Origin of the sequence: Salinisphaera sp. SWV1 (assembly GCF_052044155.1) — a bacterium.
GTDB lineage: Bacteria > Pseudomonadota > Gammaproteobacteria > Nevskiales > Salinisphaeraceae > Salinisphaera.
The window spans coordinates 46,367-68,034 of the sequence record NZ_JBQDYE010000022.1 but is presented as its reverse complement, the minus strand read 5'-3'; the positions used below and the strand labels follow the sequence as shown (position 1 = coordinate 68,034).

Below are 21,668 nucleotides of genomic sequence, written 5' to 3'. Positions count from 1 at the left end.
AACACATGGCAGTCAGACGTGGCGCGCGATGGGCGCTGATCGCAACCGGCGCGCTGATCGTAATGATCGCGGCCGCCTTGATCATCGCCCCGCCTTTCGTCGTGCGATACGCGCTCCAGCATTATCTGAAAGCCGAAGGCATCACGGCCGATGTCGGCCACGTGCACGCCGATATCTTCACCGGCCAGATCAGTCTCGACGATGTCAGCGGCCACGGCCCGGACAATCGCCGCTTCCGCATCGGCCATTTCGCGGTCAATATCGATTACTGGCCGTTGACCGATCATCACATCGATCTGTCTTATATTCGGCTCGCCGATGCGCACATCGATGCCGGCCGCAACGCCAGACAACAACCCACGATCGCCGGCGTACCGATCCCGGTGCACAGTGCGGGCGGCGGGCAGCACAACTGGGGATTCGGCGTCGGCGAAGTCGCGGTCGATCAGGTCACCCTGCGCTATCGCGCGCCGACGCATGCCGACCACCCGGCGGTCGATCAGACACTGGTGGTCCACGGCCTGCACATCGGCCCCGTCGCCACCTGGCAGCCGCAACAGACCACGGCCGCATCCATACAGCTACGGGCGGCCGACGGCCGACTCGACCTGCACGGCCACTTGCGCCCGCTGGGCGCTACGCGGCGCGCGAACTTCACGCTCAAGGCATCCCACTTCCCGATGCAGGCGTTCATGCCGGTGGCTCGGCTGGGCTATGTCACGGCGCTCGACGGTCGTCTCGACGCGGATCAACAGTTATCGATGACGTATGCCGCCGACGGCCGATTGACGCTCGGCGTCAAGGGCCGAAGCGCATGGCACAACGCCCATCTGGCCACCACCGACGGCACCGATGTCCGGGGCGACAGTCTGTCCTGGCAGGGTGACGAACAGGCCACACTCGGGCGCGGCCACGGCCAGCCCGGACATATCCACGCCGATGGCAAGGTGGCGCTTGCCAACGTGGTCGCCAAACGCGCAAGCCAGCTCGACTTCCGCCAGAAGAGCGCATCGTGGAATGGCAAGGCAGAGGCGACACTGGGCCAGCGCGCGACCCGGGTCACGAGCCACGGCAAATTGACCGCGCAGGATACCCATCTGGTCTCCGGCAACTGGCTCAAACTCTCCAGCGCCGCCGAGCATCTCACCGGCGACTTGAACCTCACGCTCACCCCGGACGAGACCCGGGTCGACACCGATGGCGGCTTCACGGCCACCGGCATGGGATTGACGGTGCCGGCCACAGTCGATCTGAACAGCGCCACGCTCAACTGGAACGGCAAGACCACCACCCGCCTGGCCGGCAACGGCACGCATATCCAGACCGACGGCCACCTCACCAGCAACCAGCTCGTGTTCGACGTGCCGAAAACGAGCCACGTCACCGCCGACCATGTGGCCTGGCAGGGCAAGGTCGCCCTGCACAGCGCCCAGCTGTTCTCGCGCCGTGCAAAAGGCCAGCTGGAGGCCCGCAACGTACACCTGAGCATACCGGGCGCCCCGATCCGGATATTGGCCACACAGTTCGGCTTCGACGGCCAGTACGCCGAGCAACCCGACGCCAGCGGCCGGGCGCTGCGGCTGACGCTGTCGGGGGACGCGCACAGCCACAAGCTCGAAGCGGTCGATACCGCCATCAATGCGCCCTGGATCAAGCTGTTGCAAGCGAATGCCAGCGGCATCGCCATCGACAGCCTCGACGCCATCCACGTGGCCGATCTGAAGGCGAGCGGGATCCGCATGCTCGGCGACAGCCACGGCGACGGCGCGGCCATACGGGCCGTGTCGATGCAGGCGAAACAGTTTGCCCTACAGGACCTGCAGCATTACCGCGTCCATGATCTCGTGCTGGGCGGCACCAACATCCATGTACGGCACGACAAGCGTGGTATCGGCGTCATCAGCCAATTCGTGGGCAGTATGACCGCGAGTTCGGGCCATACCGGCGCCGCGTCGAAGCAGGCGTCGAAACCGCATGCGAAAGCCTCGAGCCCGGGCGCGGCGTCCGGTTCCGGCGCGGCCGGTGCGACCTACGCCGTGGATCATCTGCATCTGTCGGGCCCGGCCATCGCCTTCGTCGACAAGACGACCACGCCGGCCGTTCACGTGACCGGCTCAAAGCTGGATTTCACCCTCGACAACCTCGACACGGCCAAACCGAACCAGGACGCCCGCTATACCCTCGGGCTCGATGTCGGCGCCTACGGTCACTTCGACAGCCGCGGCAAGATCGCACCGTTTGCGCCCCACGGCATCCGCATGGATCTGAACGCCTGGCTGCGCTCCCTCGCGCTTGCGCCACTGTCGGGTTATCTCGACGCGGCCATGGGGCGCCGGATCGCCAACGGCGTCGCGGATGGCACGCTCAACCTGTCCGCCACCAAGGGTCAGCTCAACGGTGTTCTCGATACCACCTTGACCAATTTCCGCCTCGCCAACAGCGCGACCACGGAAACCGATATCGCGTACGGCATTTCCATGAACACCGCGCTCAAGCTGCTCCGCGGGCACAACGACATCATCCATTTCCGCACCAAGATCCTCGGCGACGTCACCACCCCGTACTTCTCGCTCAACAACCTGATCCGCGAGGCCGTCCTGGCGGGTCTGCGCACCGCCCTGCTGTCGAACTATTCACCGCTCGGGCTGCTCAACAACGCCAAGAACAGCTTTCTCAACCTGTTCCGCTCGGTCGAGGACCGCCCCGCCCTCTTCGCCACGGGCAAGCACTACGTCCGGCCGGCGGACCGCACCTATCTGGCGCTCATCGCCAAGGCCATGCGCAGCCACCCCGGCTGGACGCTGCACATCGCCGGCCAGGCGGTACCGGCGGACGCCAAGGCCCTGAAGCTCCATGGCACGCCCGCCGCGCGGCATACCCGGCTGGAACAGCTCGCGCGGCGACGCCAGAGTGCGGTCAAGGACTATCTGGCGGCCCGCAACGTCAACCCGGCCCGCATCATCGCGGGCGACCCGTCAGTGGCCGACAGCAATCAAGCCAGGCCCGCCGTGAAGTTTTCGCTCGACAAGCATTAACGCTGCTTCTATTGTCCCCGACGCATTCATCCCCCGAATCCATACCGATGGACGCCGACTGCACGGCACGCACGTCGTGGGCCCCGTCGATGCCCACCCGCTGCCCCCGCCCCTGTCGGCAAGAAGACGCGCCACTGTCCGGGACCTGGCGTGCGTATTCGCACCGGGCGGAGGCGGCGTCCGTGCTCCGGCGTCACGCCGTGCGCCACCGGCCCCGCGACGATCGTCACGCATGCCACATGCCAACCGCAACGGCCGCGCCGGCACGCTCGCGGACGGGCCGCGACCGGCATTGCCTGTCGTCCCCGCGACAAATGCCCGCCCCAAAAAAAAACCGGCCCTGGAGGGGCCGGCTTGCAGCGACTCAGGCGCTTACCCGCAGCCGATCACTCGTCGTCGTCATCCGCGACCGCGGGACGATCAACCAGTTCGACGAACGCCATCGGCGCATTGTCGCCGGGACGATAGCCACACTTGAGGATGCGCAGATACCCGCCCGGGCGATCGGCGTATCGCGTGCCGAGTTCACCGAACAACTTGCCGACCGCTTCCTTGTCACGCAGGCGCGAGAAGGCGATACGGCGATTGTGAACGCTATCGGTCTTGGACAGCGTGATCAACGGCTCCGCGATGCGGCGCAACTCCTTGGCGCGCGGCAACGTGGTCCGGATCAGTTCCTCCTTGAAAAGCGAGGAGGACATATTCTTGAGCATGGCAGCGCGATGCGAGGACTCACGCCCTAGATTGCTGCCGCTTTTGCGATGACGCATAACGATGATTCCTTAGCGAAGGGACGACCGGCTTTCCATGATTCCGGTGCGTTTAGGCTTTCTCGAGTTCGGCCGGCGGCCAGTTCTCGACCGTCATACCCAGCTTCAGACCATGCTCGGCCAGCACTTCGCTGATTTCGGTCAGCGATTTCTTGCCCAGATTTGGCGTGCGCATCAGCTCGGTTTCGGTACGCTGAACCAGATCGCCCACATAGTGTATGTCTTCCGCCTTCAGGCAGTTGGTCGAGCGAACAGTCAGTTCCAGATCCTCGATCGGCTTGAGCAGCGTCGGATCGATGGCACTGGAATCACCCTGGCGCGACGCCTCCTCGCGGGCTTCCAGGTCCACGAACACCGACAGCTGATCATAGAGCGTGGCAGCCGCCGTCCGCACGGCGTCCTGCGGCTCCACGCTGCCATTGGTCTCGATATCGAGAATCAACTTGTCGAGGTCGGTGCGCTGCTCGACGCGCGCGCGGTCGACCGAATAACTGACTCGGCGGATCGGCGAGAACGAAGCGTCGAGACGCAGGCCGCCGATCTCGCTGGCCCCGGTGTCCTCTTCGCCCGGCTCCGCCTTGCTTTGCGCGGCGTGATAACCGCGGCCCTTGCGCACCTTCATGCTCATGCGCAACTCACCGCTGGTCAGATGCGCGATCACGAGGTCGGGGTTGACGATCTCCACATCGTGATCCGTGACGATGTCGCCCGCGGTCACCGCGCCCTCACCCGACTTGTGCAGGTGCAACTCGGCCTCGTCACGCTCGTGCATGCGCACGGCGACGTTCTTCAGGTTCAGCAGGACGTCGATAACGTCTTCCTGCATGCCGTCGACGGTGGTGTACTCGTGTAGCACGCCGTCGATGCTGACCTCGGTGATGGCAGCGCCCGGAATCGACGACAGCAGAATGCGACGAATGGCGTTGCCCAGGGTATGCCCGTAACCACGCTCGAGCGGCTCGAGCGAGATCTTGGCACGCCGCTCGCTCACACGCTCCACCTCGACCAGGCGCGGCTTCAGCAAATCGTTGGACTGCATATGCAAATACCTCTGGCTGCGAATGCAGCGCGGCCTTGATTACTTGGAGTAGAGCTCGACGACCAGATTCTCGTTGATGTCAGGCAATACCTGATCACGATCCGGCACCGACTTGTACGTGCCCTTCAGGCCCTTCTCGTCGACTTCCACCCAGTCCGCGAGTCCGATCTGCGAAGCAACCTGAACCGCCTCGATGATCCGGTTCTGCTGCTTGGCCTTGTTGCGGATGGCGATCACATCGCCTTCCCGGACCTGGTACGACGGGATGTTGACCGGGTAATCATTGACCGCCACGGCCTTATGATTCACCAGCTGACGCGCTTCGGCGCGCGTCGCCGCAAACCCCATCCGATAGACGACGTTGTCCAGACGCGACTCCAGCAGCTGCAGCAGCAGCACGCCGGTGGCGCCCTTCTGGCTGGCTGCTTTCTTGTAGTAGTTGCGGAACTGCTTCTCCAGCACCCCGTACATATGCCGCAGCTTCTGCTTCTCGCGCAGCTGCAGCGCATAGTCGGACAGACGCTGACGACGCGCGGTGCCCTGGGCACCCGGAAGCGTGTCGATCTTGCACTTGCCTTCAAGCGAACGGCCGCGGCCCTTCAGCAACAGATCGGTGCCGGCGCGACGCGAAAGCTTACACTTGGGACCGGTGTATTTCGCCATGATTATTTACCTATGTCGCGAAGCGCGCTAGACGCGGCGCTTCTTGGGCGGACGACAGCCGTTATGCGGAATCGGGGTCACGTCGATGATGCTCGTCACCTTGAAGCCCGACGCATTGAGCGAGCGCACCGCGGCTTCACGCCCCGGGCCCGGGCCCTTCACGCGAACCTCGAGATTCTTGACGCCGTACTGCGACGCGCCCTCGCCGGCACGCTCCGCCGCAACCTGCGCGGCGAACGGCGTACTCTTGCGCGAGCCTTTGAATCCGCAGGTGCCGGAAGTGCACCACGACAAGACGTTGCCCTGTCGATCGGAAATCGTGATGATGGTGTTGTTGAACGTGGCATACACGAACGCGATACCATCGGTAACGTTCCGACGCGCGCGCGCCTTGCGGCTGCGGCTGTTCGAGGTGGATGCTGTCGCCATAATGTCTATCTACCTGTGATCTCGCGCGGAAACGGCGCTTATCGACGAATCGGACGACGCGGGCCCTTGCGAGTCCGCGAATTGGTCTTCGTGCGCTGACCGCGCACCGGCAGCCCGCGACGGTGACGCATGCCGCGGTAGCAGCCGAGGTCCATCAGCCGCTTGATGTTCATCGACACCTCGCGACGAAGGTCACCTTCGATCGTGTACTGCTGCACCTGCGCACGCAGCGCCTCGACTTCGCCTTCCGTGAGATCCTTGATCTTGGTGTCGGTGGCTACACCGGCCTCCTTGCAGATCTCACGAGCGCGGGTATGACCCACGCCGTAAAGCGACGTCAGCGCAATGGCTGCATGCTTGTTGATCGGGAGATTGACTCCAGCGATTCGCGCCATTTGATTGAACTCCCAGCTCGCGGGTGCGGACGTGTTCGCTTCAAAAGGCGCGAACGACGCCGGAAAAGCCCGCCATCATATCCTTAAAAACTGACTTTGACAATACCGCCGAAGCGAATCAGCCCTGGCGCTGCTTATGCCGGGGATCCGTCGAGCAAATCACCATCACCGCGCCATTGCGGCGAATGACCTTGCAGTTGCGGCAAATCTTTTTGACCGATGCTCTAACTTTCATCTCGTCCCTCTACACGTGACTCACGTCACCATGACCGCCGAACAGCGGGCGACACGCTGCTATCGCAGCATGCCGGCCCGGCCGCCCGCCTTTAGATTGTTCTTGCGCATCAGGCCCTCGTACTGATGGGACATCAGATGAGCCTGCAACTGCGCCATGAAATCCATGACCACCACAACGATGATCAGAAGCGACGTGCCGCCGAAATAGAACGGCACGTTGTACTTGAGGATCAGCAACTCCGGCAGCAGGCAGACCAGCGTCACATAGACCGCGCCGGCGACCGTCAGCCGCGTCAGCACCGTATCGATGTAGTTGGCCGTCTGAATACCGGGCCGAACCCCCGGGATGAATGCACCGGACTTCTTCAGGTTATCCGCTGTCTCGCGCGAGTCGAACACCAACGCGGTATAGAAGAAGCAGAAGAAGATGATCATCCCCGAATAGAACAGCACATACAGCGGCTGCCCCGGCGCGATCGCATTCGACACCCAGTTCGCCACACTCCCGCCCTGACCCAGAAAGCGAATGATCGTCGCCGGGAACAGAATGATGCTGGAGGCGAAGATCGGCGGGATGACGCCGGCCATATTCAGTTTCAACGGCAGATGCTGTGTCTGGGCGGAATACATCCGCCGACCGCTCTGGCGCTGCGCGTGATGCACTGGAATCCGCCGTTGTGCACGCTCGACGAACACCACGAACGCCAGCACCGCCAGCGCACCGACGAACAACGCCACGACGAAGAAAAAACTGAGCTCGCCGGTCCGTACCAGATCCAGCGTACCGCCGATCGCCGACGGCAGTCCGGCCACGATCGCCGAAAAGATCAACATCGAAATGCCGTTGCCGATGCCGCGTTCGGTGACCTGCTCGCCGAGCCACATCAGGAACAGGGCGCCGGTCGTCAGCGTGATCGCCGTGGTGAAGATGAAACTGAACTCACTCACCCCGTTCAGGGCGATGCCCTGGTTCCACAACGCCACGCCGGTGCCGACCGACTGGAAGCCGGCCAGTACCACGGTGCCGTAGCGCGTGTACTGCGTGATCTTGCGCCGGCCCGATTCGCCCTCCTTCTTGAGCTCCTTGAGCGACGGCACGGTGGCCGTTAGGAGCTGGAAGATGATCGACGCCGAGATATAAGGCATCACGCCCAGAGCGAAGATCGACAAGCGCTTCAACGCACCACCGGTGAACATGACACCGACGTCGAGAATCGTTCCCGATTGCTGCTGGAACAACCGGGCCAACTCCGCCGGATCGATACCGGGCACCGGAATGAAGCTCCCGATACGGAACACGATCAGCGCGCCGAGCAGGAATAACAGCCGCTGCCGGATCTCGGTGAGATTACCGGCGTTGGGCATCATGCCGCCGCCTGCGTTGTTGGGACGCTTGGCCATGTCTATGCGGTGACCGAACCGCCCGCCGATTCGATCGCCTGACGGGCGCCGGCTGTCGCCGCCACACCCTTCAGCGTCACCGCCGAGGACAGCTCACCGGAAGCGATGATCTTGGCACCCCGCGCCTGGCGCGGCACAAGACGGGCCGCCTTGAGCGCAGCCAGGTCAATCTCGCCGCTCAACTTGTTCAGACTGTCCAGACGGACTTCAACCACACCCGAGCCGGTCGCGTGAAAGCCACGCTTGGGAATACGGCGCTGCAGCGGCATCTGGCCGCCTTCGAAGCCGACCTTCGTATAACCGCCGCTGCGCGAATGCTGGCCCTTGTGACCGCGACCCGCGGTCTTGCCGAGATCCGAACCGGCCCCGCGGCCAACGCGCTTGGCGTCCGGACGGGAACCCTCAGTGTAATGCAGGTCGTTGAGCTTCATTTAAGCCTCCTCGACCGCAAGCATGTCAGCAACCTTGTTGATCATGCCGCGATTTTCCGGGGTATCGGTCACTTCGACCGAGTGATTCACACGACGCAGACCCAGGCCCCGTACGCAGGCGCGATGTCGCGCAATGCGGCCGATGGGGCTCTTGATCAGCGTAACTTTGATCCGCTTGTCTGCCATGACCGCCTCGTTTACGCCGTAATGTCTTCGACGGACTTGCCGCGCTTGGCCGCAATGAATTCCGGATCATGCATGTTGCGCAAACCGTTGATGGTCGCCCGCACCAGGTTGATCGGATTACGCGAGCCGTAGCTCTTGCACAGTACGTTGTTCACGCCCGCAACCTCGAACACCGCGCGCATGCCGCCGCCCGCAATCACACCGGTACCTTCCGAGGCCGGGCGCATGATCACCTTGCTCGAACCGTGCTCGCCGACAATGGCGTGCTGCAGCGTGGAGCCTTCCTTGATCTGCACGCGCACCATGCTCTTGCGCGCGGCCTCCATCGCCTTGGCGATGGCCAGCGGCACTTCACGCGCCTTGCCATAGCCATAGCCGACGCGACCCTCGCCGTCGCCGACCACGGTCAGCGCGGTAAAGCCGAACTGACGGCCGCCCTTGACCACCTTGGCCACGCGATTGACAGTGACGAGCTTTTCGAGCAGGTCGCCTTCGGTGCGTTGTTCGTTACGTGTTGCCATATCTCGTATCCGTTAGAACTGCAGGCCGCTTTCACGCGCGGCATCGGCCAGCGCCTTGATGCGACCGTGATAGGCAAAGCCCGAGCGATCGAAGGCGACCTCCTGGATGCCCGCGGCCTTGGCGCGTTCGGCGATCGTGCGACCGACCAGTTCGGCGGCCGACTTGTTGCCGCGATGACCCGCGACTTCGCCCCGCAGATCCTTGTCGAGCGTCGAGGCCGACACCAGCGTCCGGCCGCCGTCCGGCGAGACGATCTGTGCATAAATGTGCTGCGGCGTGCGATGCACCGACAGGCGGTGCGCGCCCAGCTTGCGCATGTGCATCCGGGCCCGGCGCGCACGCCGCAGACGAGAAACCGTTTTCTTGTGCATAACGATCCTGAATCCGTTGCTGTAGGCGAAAACGCGCTACTTCTTCTTGGCGTCTTTGCGGATGATTCGTTCGCCCGCATAGCGAATGCCCTTGCCCTTGTACGGCTCGGGCGGACGCCAGGCGCGAATCTCGGCCGCGGCCTGACCCACGACCTGCTTATCGGCCCCCTTGAGTACGATCTCGGTCGCGCTCGGCGTTTCCACCGTCACGCCCTCGGGCACTTCGTAGACCACCGGGTGGGACAGGCCCAGCGACAGATTCACCTTGCCGCCCTGGGCCTGGGCGCGATAACCGACGCCTTCAAGCTGCAGTTTGCGCTCGAAGCCCTCGGTCACGCCGTGGACCATGTTGGCAACCGTCGCCCGCACCGTGCCGGCCATGGCCATGTTCGGCTGGCGACCGGTAGCCTGGGCTCGTGCCACGCCATCCGAAACTTCCAGATCCACGCCAAGCGGCAGGCGGAACGCCAGTTCGCCGCCCTTGCCCTTGACCGTGATATCGCGCCCATTGACGACACACTCGACGCCGCTGGGAATATTAACCGGCGCTTTGGCTACTCTCGACATCTTATTGCTCCTCGCCTGACCGGCTTACGATACGTAGCAGAGGACTTCGCCGCCGTGGCCGGCCGCGCGGGCCGCCCGGTCGGACATCACGCCCTGCGACGTCGAGATGATCGAAATACCCAAGCCACCCACGACCTCGGGCACATCGTTCTTGTTGCAGTAAAGACGCAGCCCGGGTTTCGAGGCGCGCTCGATATACTCGATCACGCCGTGGCCCTGGAAGTACTTCAGGCCAATCCGCAAACGCGGCTTGCCCTCGACCTCGGCCGTTTCATAGCCACTGATGTAGCCTTCATCCTCGAGCACCTTCGCAATCGCGAGCTTGAGCTTCGAGGAGGGCATTTCAACGCTTTCCTTGTCCGCCGACTGCCCGTTACGAATACGGGTCAGCATGTCGGCGATGGGGTCAGTCATACTCATGCGTACCGATACCTATTAACTGTGAACTACCAGGACGAGAGCACGAGGCCGGGCACTTCGCCCCGCATCGCAGCTTCGCGCAGCTTGTTACGGGACAGACCGAACTTGCGATAGACACCCTTCGGGCGCCCGGTCACTCGACAACGGCGCGTAACCCGGGTCGGGCTCGCATCGCGCGGCAACGCCTGCAATTCCTGGGCAGCGGCATAACGCTCTTCAGGCGTGGCCTGCGGATCTTCGATCCGGGCCTTGATCGCCTGACGCTTGGCCGCGTACTTGGCTACGATCTTCATGCGCTTTTCATCACGCGCAATCATGCTTTTCTTCGCCATAATTATCTCCGGAAGGGGAAGTTGAACCCTTCAAGCAGGGCCCGCCCCTCTTCATCGCTCGACGCGGTGGTCGAGATCACGATATCCATGCCGCGCAACGCATCCACGCGATCGTAATCGATCTCGGGAAACACGATCTGCTCCTTGAGGCCGAGGCTGTAATTGCCCCGCCCGTCGAAGGAGCGCGGATTGAGGCCGCGAAAATCGCGGATACGCGGCAACGTCACGTTGACCAGGCGGTCCAGGAATTCATACATCCGGGCGCGGCGGAGCGTGACCTTGCAGCCGATCGGCCAGCCTTCGCGGATCTTGAATCCGGCGACCGACTTGCGGGCACGGGTCATCACCGGCTTCTGCCCGGCGATCTTTTCCATGTCGCCCATCGCGGCCTCGATCACCTTGCGATCCGACACCGCTTCGCCCACGCCCATGTTCAGCGTGATCTTGGCAATCCGGGGCGCCGCCATGCGGCTGCTGTAGTCGAACTTCTCGACCAGCTCGCCGACAATGCGATCCCTGTAAACGGCCTTCAACCGCGGCGCGATTGTCTGTTCTGCGTTTTCCATGACTCGCCTACGCGTCCACTACTTCGCCGGAGGACTTGAAGACGCGCACCTTGCGTCGGTCTTCACCTTCACCCAGCCATTTGAAACCAACACGCTCGCCCTTTTCGGTCTGCGGGTTGTACAGCATCACGTTCGACACGTGCAGCGGCATCTCCTTTTCCTCGATGCCACCCTGTACACCCTGGTTGGGGTCGGGCTTGACATGTTTTTTGACCATGTTCAAGCCTTCCACCAAGACCTTGCCGTTGTCGAGCACACGTGTGACGGTGCCGCGGCGGCCCCGGTCCTTGCCGGCCACCACCATGACTTCGTCGCCTTTACGGATTTTGCTGGAGCTCATAGCACCTCCGGCGCAAGCGAAATGATGCGCATGAACTTGGCACGCAGTTCACGAGTCACCGGGCCGAAGATACGGGTCCCGACCGGCTCGTTGTTGGCGTTGAGCAGCACGGCGGCGTTGCTGTCGAAGCGGATGACCGAGCCATCCACACGACGCACGCCACGCTTGGTGCGCACCACGACCGCGTTCATCACATCGCCTTTCTTCACACGACCGCGCGGAATGGCATCCTTGACCGTGATCTTGATGATGTCGCCGACACGAGCATAACGCCGGTGCGAACCGCCCAGTACCTTGATGCACTGGACGCGACGGGCACCGCTGTTGTCGGCTGCGCTGAGTTCCGATTCTGTCTGAATCATGACCTTGGCTATCCTGCAGTATCGAACTCGCCAGCCTTGTCTACGACACGGCTGAGCGACCACGATTTGTGACGAGAGATCGGGCGACCCTCACGAATCTCGACCCAGTCGCCCACATTGCAGACATTGTCTGCGTCGTGTGCCTTGAGTCGCGTGCTGCGCTTGACGTACTTGCCATACAGCGGATGCTGCATGCGCCGCTCGATCGACACCACGATGGTCTTGTCCATCGCGTTGCTGACCACGCGGCCCACGAGTGCGCGCTGGCGCTTTTCGCCTGCTTCGGGTTGCGTGTTGGTATCGCTCATCGGAGTTAACCCTGATTGCGTGCTTCGTTGAGCACGGTCTTGATACGGGCGATATCGCGCCGGATACGTCCGAACTGATGCGTCGCCGCCAGCTGACCGCTGCCCTGCTGCATGCGCAGGTTGAACTGCTCGCGCCGCAGCGCCACCAGCTCCTCGTTCAGCTCGTCGGCCGATTTCTGTCTCAGATCTGTCGCTTTCATGATCGCCTCTACATCACCTTGCGTTCGACGAACACGGTCTTGACCGGCAACTTGGAAGCGGCCAGCCGGAACGCTTCCTGCGCCACTTCACGCGAAACGCCTTCCATCTCGTAGAGCATGGAGCCGGGCTGGACCTTGGCGACCCAGAACTCGACGTTGCCCTTGCCCTTGCCCATACGCACTTCGATGGGCTTCTTGGTTACCGGCTTGTCCGGGAACACGCGGATCCAGGTCTTGCCGCCACGCTTGATGTAGCGCGTCATGGCACGACGTGCGGCCTCGATCTGCCGCGCCGTCAGCCGACCGCGCTCCACGGCCTTGAGGCCGAACTCGCCGAAGCTGACTTCGTTGCCGCGCTGCGCCAGGCCGCGGTTGCGACCTTTCTGCACCTTGCGGAACTTGACTCGCTTGGGTTGCAACATAACGCCTTACCCCGCTGCAGCGCCGGACTCGGCGCTTTCTTCGACTTTAGGCTCGGTGTCGAACACCTCGCCCTTGAAGATCCAGACCTTGACGCCGATGACACCGTAGGTCGTCTTGGCTTCCGCCAGGCCGTAGTCGATGTCGGCACGCAGCGTATGCAGCGGCACACGGCCGTCGCGGTACCATTCGGTACGCGCAATCTCGGCGCCGTTCAGGCGCCCCGCGACGTTCACGCGGATACCGCCGGCGCCCAGGCGCATGGCGTTGCCCACCGCACGCTTCATGGCGCGGCGAAACATGATGCGGCGCTCGAGCTGCTGCGCGATATTCTGCGCGACGAGATAGGCATCCAGCTCCGGACGCCGAATCTCCTCGACCGACAGATGCACCGGCACACCCATGCGTGCCGCCACCTCGGACCGCAGCTTGTCGATGTCCTCGCCCTTCTTGCCGATCACGATACCCGGCCGTGCGGTGTGAATCGTGATGCGAGCCGAACGGGCCGGACGGTCGATCTGAATACGACTGACCGACGCATGCGACAGCTTTTCGCGAATGAATTCGCGCACCGCCAGATCGGTGTTCAGCGCATCGGCGTAACCCTGACCCTCGGCGTACCAGCGCGAGCTCCACTCGGTGGTGATGCCGAGCCGGAAACCGACGGGATGTACTTTATGACCCATATCTTTATCCGCTGTCGTTGGACCGCCTAGCGGTCGGCCACTCGAATGGTGACGTGACTCGTCCGCTTCAGGATGCGATCGGCGCTGCCGCGGGCACGCGGCTTCATCCGCTTCATCGTCGGCCCCTCGTCGACCATGATGGTCGCGATCCTGAGCTCGTCGATATCCGCACCCTCGTTGTGCTCGGCATTGGCAAGCGCCGACTCGAGCACCTTGTGCACGATCCGCGCCGCCTTCTTGGTCGAGAACTCAAGCACTTCGAGCGCCCGCTCAACCGGCATGCCGCGGACTTCGTCGGCGACCAGGCGGGCCTTCTGCGGCGAGATACGCGCGAACCGCAATTTTGCGACAGATTCCATCTCGATATCTCCGCGTTAACCCTTGCGATCGCCGAGATGACCCTTGAAGGTCCGGGTCGGCGAAAATTCACCCAGCTTGTGTCCGACCATATTTTCGGACACGAATACCGGAACGTGCTGGCGGCCGTTGTGGACCGCGATGGTGAGGCCGATCATGTCCGGCGTCACCATCGAGCGACGCGACCAGGTCTTGATCGGACGCTTGGTGCTCGCACCCTGAGCCGCCTCGACCTTCCTGGCCAGATGCAGGTCGACGAAGGGACCTTTCTTGAGAGAACGTGGCATAACTTATCCCGTACCTTGTCTGGCGCCCTAGCGCTTTTTGCGCTTGGTGCTCCGACGGACAATCATGCCGTCGGTGCGCTTGTTCGAACGAGTCTTGAGACCCTTGGTCTTCCAACCCCAGGGACTGGTCGGATGCCGGCCACCGCTGGTGCGACCCTCGCCACCACCATGCGGGTGGTCGATCGGATTCATGGCCACACCGCGAACGGTGGGACGCTTGCCGCGCCAGCGTGTGGCGCCGGCCTTGCCGAGCTGACGCAGGCTGTGCTCGTTGTTGCCAACCTCGCCGACGGTCGCCTTGCAGTTGATGTGCACGCGACGGGTTTCGCCGGACTTCAGGCGCAACACGCAGTACTCGCCGGCCCGCGCCGCGATCTGGATGCTCGTGCCGGCGCTGCGCGCCAGCTGGGCACCCTTGCCGGGACGCATTTCCACACAATGCACCGTTGTACCCACCGGGATGCTGGCCAGCGGCAATGCGTTGCCCGGACGAATCGGCGACTGCGGACCGGAAACGATCGGCGTACCGGCTTCGACACCGCGCGGCGCGATGATGTATCGGCGCTCGCCGTCGGCATAGAGCACCAGCGCGATGTTCGCGCTGCGATTCGGATCGTACTCCAGACGCTCGACCTTACCCGGGACGCCGTCCTTGTTGCGCTTGAAATCGATCAGCCGATAATGCTGACGATGACCGCCGCCGCGATGACGAACCGTGATCCGGCCGTGCGCGTTGCGACCACCCTGCTTGTGCTTCTTGACCAGCAGCGCTTCATGCGGCCTGCCGCTGTGCAGGTCGGGGCGCTTGACGCTGACCACGAACCGCCGGCCCGCTGATGTCGGATTGGCTTTCTTGAGTGCCATAGTATTCTAGCTCCGCTACGTCGCCCTACTGGGCGGCGCCGTCAAGAAAATCGATTTCGTCGCCTTCGGCCAGCGTCACATAAGCCTTCTTGAAACCGCTTCGCAAACCGGCCTGGCCGCGAAAGCGCTTCCGCTTGGGCTTGTTGTTCAACGTGGTCACACCGACGACCTTGACGTTGAACAGGGACGCGACCGCTTCGGCGATCTCGTGCTTGTTCGCGTCGCCGGCGACCTGGAAGACCACCTGGTTGGCCGAATCGCCAACCACCGAAGCCTTTTCCGAGACGAGCGGCGAACGCAGTACCTGATAGATGCGCTCTTTATTCATGCCAGCCATCCTTCGAACGCCTGCAGCGCGCTTTCCGTCATCAACACATGCTCAGCGCCGACCAGCGTGACCGGATCGAGATCCGTGACCGCGACCACGTCGAAGCCGACGATATTGTTGGCCGAATAGCCGAGCTTGTCGTCGACTTCGGATACAACCAGCACGCCGCGCGCCTCGACCGACTGCTCGGACAGAGCCTTGAGCAGGCCCTTGGTGCTACGCGACTCGAGCGCCAGATCCGGAACCACCGAAAGGCGATCCTGGCGAACCAGCTCCGAAACGATCGCACTCATGCCGGCGCGATACATCTTGCGGTTGACCTTCTGCGAGAAATCGCGGGGACTTGCGGCGAACGTCACGCCGCCACCGGACCAGATCGGACTGCGAATGGTGCCAGCCCGGGCGCGGCCCGTGCCCTTCTGACGCCACGGCTTCTTGCCGCCGCCGCGCACTTCCGCACGATTTTTCTGCGCCTTGGTGCCCGCACGACCACCGGCGAGATATGCCGTGACGATCTGATGCACCAGAGTTTCGTTGAACGGGCGACCGAAAACGGCGTCCGACACCGAAACCGACTTGTCGCCGCTTGCGAGATTCAGTTCCATGCTTAAACCTGCCTATTCGCCAGCGCGCCGTTAACCGGCCTTCTTGACCGCCGGCTGAATGATGACGTCACCGTTCTTGGCACCCGGCACACCGCCGCGAACCAGAATGAGACCCCGCTCTTCGTCCACGCGAACCACTTCCAGGTTCTGGACCGTGGTACGGGCGTTACCCAGCTGGCCGGCCATCTTCTTGCCCTTGAACACATGACCCGGCGACTGGTTCTGACCAATCGAGCCCGGCGCGCGATGCGCCTTCGAGTTACCATGCGTCGACCGCTGGGACCGGAAATTGTGACGCTTGATCACACCACCGTAGCCCTTGCCGATGGAGCGCCCGATCACGTCGACGTACTGCCCGGCGGCGAAGATCGACACCGTCAGCTCACCGCCGACCTCGATCTCGACCTGCTCCGGCTCGACGGCCTCTTCGCCATCGGCCGCGCCGGACGCAACCCGGGGCCAGTCACCGTCCACGCGAAACTCCCACATACCGCGACCCGCCTCGACGCCGGCCTTCTTGAAGTGCCCGGCGGCCGGCCTGGTCACGCGGTTTGCGCGACGCGTACCGGTCGTCACCTGCAGTGCGCGGTAGCCATCGGTTTCGACATCTTTTTTCTGGACGACGCGGTTCGGCTCGACCTCGACGACCGTGACAGGCACGGACACGCCGTTGTCGTCGAACACGCGCGTCATGCCGCGCTTGCGACCTACCAATCCAATAGCCATTTATTAAGTACCTTCTCGCTTATCGCCACTCGCTAGAGGGGGCGACAGTTCAAGTATGGTTTTCCAGTGCAAAGGGCCCGCGTGATCGCGGGCCTCTTCCAACAAGAGGGCGCGAAGTATAACACGCCCCGGTGACTTGTGTCGCCCTTACTGCAATTTAATTTGGACGTCGACGCCCGCAGCAAGATCGAGTTTCATCAACGCGTCGACCGTCTTCTCGGTCGGCTCGACAATATCCATCATCCGCTTGTGCGTGCGGATTTCATACTGATCCCGGGCGTCCTTGTTGACGTGCGGCGAGATCAGGATGGTATAGCGCTCCTTGCGCGTCGGCAGCGGGATCGGGCCGTGGACCTGCGCACCGGTACGCTTGGCGGTCTCGACGATCTCGCGGGCCGACTTATCGATCAATCGATGGTCGAACGCCTTGAGACGAATACGAATGTTCTGACTAGCTGCCATGACGATTCAAATGCCTCAGGCCGTAATTTTGGTCACGACGCCCGCACCCACAGTGCGACCGCCTTCACGAATGGCGAAGCGCAGGCCTTCTTCCATCGCAATCGGATGAATGAGCTCAACGTTCATCGTCACGTTGTCGCCCGGCATCACCATCTCGGTGTCCGCCGGCAGCTCGCAAGCGCCCGTCACGTCCGTCGTGCGGAAGTAGAACTGCGGACGATAGCCCTTGAAGAACGGCGTATGACGACCGCCCTCTTCCTTCTTCAGCACGTACACTTCGCATTCGAAGTTGGTGTGCGGCGTGATCGATCCCGGCTTGGCCAGCACCTGACCACGCTCGATGTCTTCGCGCTTGGTGCCGCGCAGCAGCGCGCCGATGTTGTCGCCCGCCTGACCCTGGTCCAGCAGCTTGCGGAACATCTCCACGCCGGTGACCGTCGTCTTGGTCGTGGGGTTGATGCCCACGATTTCGATGTCGTCACCCACGTTGACCACGCCGCGCTCGACACGACCGGTGGCGACCGTGCCGCGGCCGGAGATCGAGAACACGTCTTCGACCGGCATCAGGAACGCTCCGTCGATGGCACGCTCGGGGTCCGGAATGAATTCATCCATGGCCCGCACGAGCTTGGCGATCGATTCCGCCCCGTGCTCGCCTTCGTCGCCTTCCAGCGCCTTGAGCGCACTGCCGATGATCACCGGCGTGTCGTCGCCCGGGAAGTCGTAGGCGTCCAGCAGTTCGCGGACCTCCATTTCCACCAGCTCAAGCAGCTCTTCGTCGTCCACCATGTCGGCCTTGTTCAGGTATACGACAATGAACGGCACGCCCACCTGGCGCGCCAGCAGAATGTGCTCGCGCGTCTGCGGCATGGGGCCGTCGGCCGCCGACACAACCAGGATCGCGCCGTCCATCTGCGCGGCACCCGTGATCATGTTCTTGACGTAGTCCGCATGGCCCGGGCAGTCCACGTGCGCATAGTGACGCGCTTCACTCTCGTACTCGACGTGCGAGGTGGAGATCGTGATGCCGCGCGCCTTTTCTTCCGGCGCCTTGTCGATGGCATCAAACGCCGACAGCTCCGAACCGAACAACCGGTTCGACACCACCGTCAGCGCGGCCGTCAGCGTCGTCTTGCCATGGTCCACGTGACCAATCGTGCCGACGTTGACGTGCGGCTTGTTACGCTCGAATTTTGATTTGGACACGGCGACTTCCTCTTATGCCTTTTCCGGTTGATTGCGAGTCAACGCCTCGACGATATTTCGCGGCGCTTCTGCATAATTGTCGAATTGCATGGTGTAGGTGGCACGCCCCTGACTCATGGAGCGCAAATCGGTCGCATAACCGAACATCTCGGACAACGGCACCGTAGCCGAAATCTGCTTGCCGGTCGGGATGTCTTCCATGCCCTTCAGATTGCCGCGACGCCGATTGAGATCGCCCATGACGTCGCCCATGTACTCTTCGGGCGTGACGACTTCGACGTCCATCATCGGCTCGAGCAACACGGCCGAAGCCTTGCGCGCACCATCCTTGAGTGCCATCGAGCCGGCTATTTTAAACGCCGCCTCGTTGGAGTCAACATCATGGTAAGAACCGTCGTAGAGGGTGACCTTGATATCGACCATGGGGTAGCCCGCGACCACGCCGTTGGTCATGGCCTCCTGAATACCCTTGTCGACCGCGCCGATGTATTCCTTCGGCACCACGCCACCGACAATGGCGTTGACGAATTCATAGCCGGCGCCGGCTTCTTCCTGCGGCTCGATGCGCAGATAGACGTGCCCGTACTGACCACGACCACCCGACTGACGAACGAACTTGCCTTCCTGCTCGACCTTCTTGCGAATGGTCTCGCGATAGGCCACCTGCGGCGCACCGACGTTGGCCTCGACACCGAACTCTCGCTTCATGCGATCGACGATGATTTCAAGATGCAACTCGCCCATGCCCGAGATGATGGTCTGCGACGTCTCTTCGTCCGTGCGCACACGGAAGGACGGATCCTCCTGCGCAAGCTTCGACAACGCCACGCCCATCTTTTCCTGGTCGGACTTGGTCTTGGGCTCGACCGCGACGGCAATAACCGGCTCCGGGAACTCCATACGCTCGAGAATGACCTGGGAGTCAGGCGCACAGAGCGTATAACCGGTGGTCACGTTTTTCAGGCCGACCACGGCCGCGATATCGCCCGCGCGGATTTCCTTGATCTCTTCGCGCGAGTTGGAATGCATCTGAAGCAGACGACCCACGCGCTCTTTCTTGTTCTCGATCGGGTTGTAAACCGCGTCGCCCGATGCCAGCACGCCTGAATACACACGAATGAACGAGAGCGAGCCGACAAACGGATCGGTGGCAATCTTGAACACCAGCGCGGAGAACGGCTCGTCGTCGGTGGCATGGCGCTCGATCTGCTTTTCCGGATCGTTGGCGTCGATGCCCTTGATCGCCGGCACTTCGGTCGGCGCCGGCAAGTAGTCGATGACCGCGTCGAGCATCGCCTGGACGCCCTTGTTCTTGAACGCGGTACCGCAGATCGTCGGCGTGATCTCGTTGTTGATCGTGCGCTTGCGCAGGCCCGATTTGATGTCGTCGATGCTCAACTCACCCGATTCGAGATATTTCTCCATGATCTCTTCATCGGCCTCGGCTGCCGCCTCGACCATGGCTTCCCGGAACTTCTCGGCGTCGGCCTGAAGATGCTCGGGAATATCGCGCGCCTCGAACGTGCGGCCGCCGTCTTCCTGGTTCCAGTAGATCGCCTGCATGCGAATCAGGTCGACCACGCCCTCGAACTCGTCCTCAGCGCCGATCGGCAACTGCAGAGTCACCGGAGTGCTGGCCAGCCGCGACTTCATCATCTCGAGACAGCGCCAGTAATCCGCGCCCAGCTTGTCCATCTTGTTGACGAAGACAATCCGTGGCACGTGATACTTGTTGGCCTGACGCCAGACCGTTTCGGTCTGCGGCTCCACACCGGCATTGGCGTCCAGCACACACACGGCGCCGTCGAGCACACGTAGCGAACGCTCGACTTCGATAGTGAAGTCAACGTGACCGGGCGTATCGATGATGTTGATTCGATACTGGTGCGGATACTGCTGCTCCATACCCTGCCAGAAACAGGTGGTGGCAGCCGAGGTAATGGTGATGCCGCGCTCCTGCTCCTGCGCCATCCAGTCCATCACGGCCGCGCCGTCATGCACCTCGCCCATCTTGTGAGAGATACCGGTGTAGTACAGAACACGTTCGGTCGTCGTCGTCTTGCCGGCATCGATGTGGGCCATGATGCCAATGTTGCGATAACGCTCAAGTGGATGCTTACGGGCCATGAGGGTCTCTTGTAGCTCTTGCGAAATGGTGCGCGCGGGGATCGCGCGTCTTACCAGCGGAAGTGCGAGAACGCCTTGTTGGCGTCGGCCATGCGATGCGTGTCCTCACGCTTCTTGACCGCCGCACCGCGATGCTCGGAGGCATCGATCAGCTCGCCGGCCAACCGACGCGCCATGGTGTTCTCGCCACGCTTGCGCGCGGCATCGATAACCCAGCGCATGGCGAGCGTCGTACGACGAATCGCGCGCACCTCGACCGGCACCTGATAGGTGGCGCCGCCCACGCGGCGGGACTTGACCTCGACCGCAGGACGCACGTTGTCGAGCGCTTCCTGCAGCACTTCCAGAGGCTCGTCCGTGCCTTTCTTGGTGGAGATCTGGGACAGCGCGCCGTAGACGATCATTTCGGCCTTCGACTTCTTGCCATCCTCCATGATCATGTTCATGAACTTGGCGAGGAGCTCGCTGTGATACCGCGGATCCGGAAGGATTTCGCGGCGCGGGGCGGATGCACGACGGGACATAGCTTTTCTAACCTATTCGTTTGAACGGATGCGGCCGACCTACGACTTCGGCTTCTTGGCGCCGTACTTCGAACGACCCTGACGACGCGCTTCCACGCCCGAGGCATCCAGCGCACCGCGCACCGTGTGGTAACGCACACCGGGCAAGTCCTTGACACGACCGCCGCGAATCAGCACGACGGAGTGTTCCTGAAGGTTATGACCTTCACCACCGATGTAGCTAGCCACTTCATAGCCGTTGGTCAGCCGCACACGCGCGACCTTGCGCAGTGCCGAGTTCGGCTTCTTCGGCGTGGTGGTATAGACGCGGGTGCAGACGCCACGCTTCTGCGGGCAGCCCTGCAACGCCGGCACGTCATTCTTCTGCCGTTTGTCCTTGCGGCCCTTACGGACCAATTGGTTGACCGTAGACACGTCGTCACCCTGATCTTGATCTTAAAAAATATTAAGGCAGCCCGGGAATCCAGGCTGCCAGAAGAGGACGGCGGATACTAAGGCAGAC

The 21,668-nt window shown here is 62.6% G+C and carries 33 protein-coding genes; 1 reads left to right on the top strand and 32 read right to left on the bottom strand.

The features are described 5' to 3' along the window. The first annotated feature begins 5 nt into the window (after positions 1-5). Positions 6-3,035, top strand: coding sequence for a DUF748 domain-containing protein (locus tag ACS8YF_RS11975; RefSeq protein WP_440850433.1), 3,030 nt, complete (start codon positions 6-8; stop codon positions 3,033-3,035). A gap of 386 nt (positions 3,036-3,421) precedes the next feature. Here the strand turns inward: ACS8YF_RS11975 and rplQ are convergent, their stop codons facing one another. The 32 genes from rplQ to rpsL form a co-directional block, all read right to left on the bottom strand. After that, positions 3,422-3,805, bottom strand: a complete 384-nt coding sequence (gene rplQ, locus ACS8YF_RS11970) for a 50S ribosomal protein L17 (protein ID WP_440850432.1) — start codon at positions 3,803-3,805, stop codon at positions 3,422-3,424. A gap of 52 nt (positions 3,806-3,857) precedes the next feature. Next, positions 3,858-4,844 (bottom strand): DNA-directed RNA polymerase subunit alpha, encoded by a 987-nt coding sequence (locus tag ACS8YF_RS11965; RefSeq protein ID WP_440850431.1) that lies wholly within the window; start codon positions 4,842-4,844, stop codon positions 3,858-3,860. Positions 4,845-4,883: 39 nt separating this feature from the next. Further along, complete coding sequence (gene rpsD, locus ACS8YF_RS11960) at positions 4,884-5,507, bottom strand: 30S ribosomal protein S4 (RefSeq protein WP_440850430.1); 624 nt, start codon at positions 5,505-5,507, stop codon at positions 4,884-4,886. 27 nt (positions 5,508-5,534) lie between these two features. After that, positions 5,535-5,936: a 30S ribosomal protein S11 gene (gene rpsK / locus ACS8YF_RS11955; protein ID WP_424818802.1), complete on the bottom strand. Its 402-nt coding sequence runs from the start codon at positions 5,934-5,936 to the stop codon at positions 5,535-5,537. 38 nt (positions 5,937-5,974) lie between these two features. Continuing rightward, positions 5,975-6,331: a 30S ribosomal protein S13 gene (gene rpsM / locus ACS8YF_RS11950; RefSeq protein ID WP_037341317.1), complete on the bottom strand. Its 357-nt coding sequence runs from the start codon at positions 6,329-6,331 to the stop codon at positions 5,975-5,977. Between the two features lie 118 nt (positions 6,332-6,449). Continuing rightward, the gene (gene rpmJ / locus ACS8YF_RS11945) at positions 6,450-6,566 is read right to left on the bottom strand and encodes a 50S ribosomal protein L36 (protein ID WP_006913650.1); all 117 of its coding nucleotides are present in this window, start codon (positions 6,564-6,566) and stop codon (positions 6,450-6,452) included. Between the two features lie 59 nt (positions 6,567-6,625). Further along, positions 6,626-7,969, bottom strand: a complete 1,344-nt coding sequence (gene secY, locus ACS8YF_RS11940) for a preprotein translocase subunit SecY (RefSeq protein WP_440850429.1) — start codon at positions 7,967-7,969, stop codon at positions 6,626-6,628. 2 nt (positions 7,970-7,971) lie between these two features. Continuing rightward, positions 7,972-8,400 carry a 50S ribosomal protein L15 gene (gene rplO / locus ACS8YF_RS11935; protein ID WP_440850428.1) on the bottom strand — a complete coding sequence of 143 codons (429 nt, stop codon included), beginning with the start codon at positions 8,398-8,400 and terminating at the stop codon, positions 7,972-7,974. Beyond that, positions 8,401-8,586 (bottom strand): 50S ribosomal protein L30, encoded by a 186-nt coding sequence (rpmD, locus tag ACS8YF_RS11930; protein ID WP_440850427.1) that lies wholly within the window; start codon positions 8,584-8,586, stop codon positions 8,401-8,403. An 11-nt stretch (positions 8,587-8,597) separates the two neighbouring features. Then, entirely contained in the window at positions 8,598-9,107 is a 510-nt protein-coding gene (gene rpsE, locus ACS8YF_RS11925) for a 30S ribosomal protein S5 (protein ID WP_037341324.1), read from the bottom strand. A gap of 12 nt (positions 9,108-9,119) precedes the next feature. Next, entirely contained in the window at positions 9,120-9,479 is a 360-nt protein-coding gene (gene rplR / locus ACS8YF_RS11920) for a 50S ribosomal protein L18 (protein ID WP_440850426.1), read from the bottom strand. Positions 9,480-9,515: 36 nt separating this feature from the next. Continuing rightward, on the bottom strand, positions 9,516-10,046 hold the full coding sequence (gene rplF, locus ACS8YF_RS11915; protein ID WP_440850425.1) for a 50S ribosomal protein L6: 531 nt from the start codon (positions 10,044-10,046) through the stop codon (positions 9,516-9,518). Between the two features lie 24 nt (positions 10,047-10,070). Continuing rightward, a complete protein-coding gene (gene rpsH / locus ACS8YF_RS11910; RefSeq protein ID WP_440850424.1) occupies positions 10,071-10,466 on the bottom strand; it encodes a 30S ribosomal protein S8 in 396 nt (131 codons plus the stop codon). Positions 10,467-10,492: 26 nt separating this feature from the next. After that, complete coding sequence (rpsN, locus tag ACS8YF_RS11905; RefSeq protein ID WP_440850423.1) at positions 10,493-10,798, bottom strand: 30S ribosomal protein S14; 306 nt, start codon at positions 10,796-10,798, stop codon at positions 10,493-10,495. A 2-nt stretch (positions 10,799-10,800) separates the two neighbouring features. Next, positions 10,801-11,364 carry a 50S ribosomal protein L5 gene (gene rplE, locus ACS8YF_RS11900; protein ID WP_440850422.1) on the bottom strand — a complete coding sequence of 188 codons (564 nt, stop codon included), beginning with the start codon at positions 11,362-11,364 and terminating at the stop codon, positions 10,801-10,803. A gap of 7 nt (positions 11,365-11,371) precedes the next feature. Continuing rightward, on the bottom strand, positions 11,372-11,704 hold the full coding sequence (rplX, locus tag ACS8YF_RS11895; protein ID WP_440850421.1) for a 50S ribosomal protein L24: 333 nt from the start codon (positions 11,702-11,704) through the stop codon (positions 11,372-11,374). Next, the gene (rplN, locus tag ACS8YF_RS11890; protein WP_109992520.1) at positions 11,701-12,066 is read right to left on the bottom strand and encodes a 50S ribosomal protein L14; all 366 of its coding nucleotides are present in this window, start codon (positions 12,064-12,066) and stop codon (positions 11,701-11,703) included. The genes rplX and rplN overlap by 4 nt, the downstream gene beginning before the upstream one ends. 8 nt (positions 12,067-12,074) lie before the next feature. Beyond that, positions 12,075-12,374, bottom strand: coding sequence for a 30S ribosomal protein S17 (rpsQ, locus tag ACS8YF_RS11885; protein WP_109992521.1), 300 nt, complete (start codon positions 12,372-12,374; stop codon positions 12,075-12,077). 5 nt (positions 12,375-12,379) lie between these two features. Beyond that, positions 12,380-12,574 carry a 50S ribosomal protein L29 gene (rpmC, locus tag ACS8YF_RS11880; RefSeq protein ID WP_440850420.1) on the bottom strand — a complete coding sequence of 65 codons (195 nt, stop codon included), beginning with the start codon at positions 12,572-12,574 and terminating at the stop codon, positions 12,380-12,382. 8 nt (positions 12,575-12,582) lie between these two features. Next, positions 12,583-12,996, bottom strand: a complete 414-nt coding sequence (rplP, locus tag ACS8YF_RS11875) for a 50S ribosomal protein L16 (protein WP_109992523.1) — start codon at positions 12,994-12,996, stop codon at positions 12,583-12,585. 6 nt (positions 12,997-13,002) lie between these two features. Beyond that, positions 13,003-13,680, bottom strand: a complete 678-nt coding sequence (gene rpsC / locus ACS8YF_RS11870; protein ID WP_440850419.1) for a 30S ribosomal protein S3 — start codon at positions 13,678-13,680, stop codon at positions 13,003-13,005. Positions 13,681-13,706: 26 nt separating this feature from the next. Next, positions 13,707-14,039, bottom strand: a complete 333-nt coding sequence (gene rplV, locus ACS8YF_RS11865) for a 50S ribosomal protein L22 (RefSeq protein ID WP_440850418.1) — start codon at positions 14,037-14,039, stop codon at positions 13,707-13,709. Positions 14,040-14,054: 15 nt separating this feature from the next. Beyond that, positions 14,055-14,324: a 30S ribosomal protein S19 gene (rpsS, locus tag ACS8YF_RS11860; RefSeq protein ID WP_440850417.1), complete on the bottom strand. Its 270-nt coding sequence runs from the start codon at positions 14,322-14,324 to the stop codon at positions 14,055-14,057. 27 nt (positions 14,325-14,351) lie between these two features. Beyond that, entirely contained in the window at positions 14,352-15,188 is an 837-nt protein-coding gene (rplB, locus tag ACS8YF_RS11855; protein ID WP_440850416.1) for a 50S ribosomal protein L2, read from the bottom strand. 25 nt (positions 15,189-15,213) lie between these two features. Next, on the bottom strand, positions 15,214-15,516 hold the full coding sequence (gene rplW / locus ACS8YF_RS11850) for a 50S ribosomal protein L23 (RefSeq protein WP_440850415.1): 303 nt from the start codon (positions 15,514-15,516) through the stop codon (positions 15,214-15,216). Beyond that, positions 15,513-16,121: a 50S ribosomal protein L4 gene (gene rplD, locus ACS8YF_RS11845; RefSeq protein WP_440850414.1), complete on the bottom strand. Its 609-nt coding sequence runs from the start codon at positions 16,119-16,121 to the stop codon at positions 15,513-15,515. Before rplD ends, rplW begins: the two co-directional genes overlap by 4 nt. 30 nt (positions 16,122-16,151) lie before the next feature. After that, positions 16,152-16,847 (bottom strand): 50S ribosomal protein L3, encoded by a 696-nt coding sequence (gene rplC, locus ACS8YF_RS11840; RefSeq protein WP_440850413.1) that lies wholly within the window; start codon positions 16,845-16,847, stop codon positions 16,152-16,154. A 147-nt stretch (positions 16,848-16,994) separates the two neighbouring features. Further along, positions 16,995-17,309 carry a 30S ribosomal protein S10 gene (rpsJ, locus tag ACS8YF_RS11835; protein ID WP_006913628.1) on the bottom strand — a complete coding sequence of 105 codons (315 nt, stop codon included), beginning with the start codon at positions 17,307-17,309 and terminating at the stop codon, positions 16,995-16,997. Between the two features lie 15 nt (positions 17,310-17,324). After that, the gene (gene tuf, locus ACS8YF_RS11830) at positions 17,325-18,515 is read right to left on the bottom strand and encodes an elongation factor Tu (RefSeq protein ID WP_440850412.1); all 1,191 of its coding nucleotides are present in this window, start codon (positions 18,513-18,515) and stop codon (positions 17,325-17,327) included. A 12-nt stretch (positions 18,516-18,527) separates the two neighbouring features. Further along, positions 18,528-20,642, bottom strand: coding sequence for an elongation factor G (gene fusA / locus ACS8YF_RS11825; protein ID WP_440850411.1), 2,115 nt, complete (start codon positions 20,640-20,642; stop codon positions 18,528-18,530). Between the two features lie 50 nt (positions 20,643-20,692). After that, positions 20,693-21,166 carry a 30S ribosomal protein S7 gene (gene rpsG / locus ACS8YF_RS11820; protein WP_109992532.1) on the bottom strand — a complete coding sequence of 158 codons (474 nt, stop codon included), beginning with the start codon at positions 21,164-21,166 and terminating at the stop codon, positions 20,693-20,695. Between the two features lie 39 nt (positions 21,167-21,205). Continuing rightward, the gene (gene rpsL / locus ACS8YF_RS11815) at positions 21,206-21,580 is read right to left on the bottom strand and encodes a 30S ribosomal protein S12 (protein ID WP_037341482.1); all 375 of its coding nucleotides are present in this window, start codon (positions 21,578-21,580) and stop codon (positions 21,206-21,208) included. Positions 21,581-21,668 lie beyond the last annotated feature (88 nt).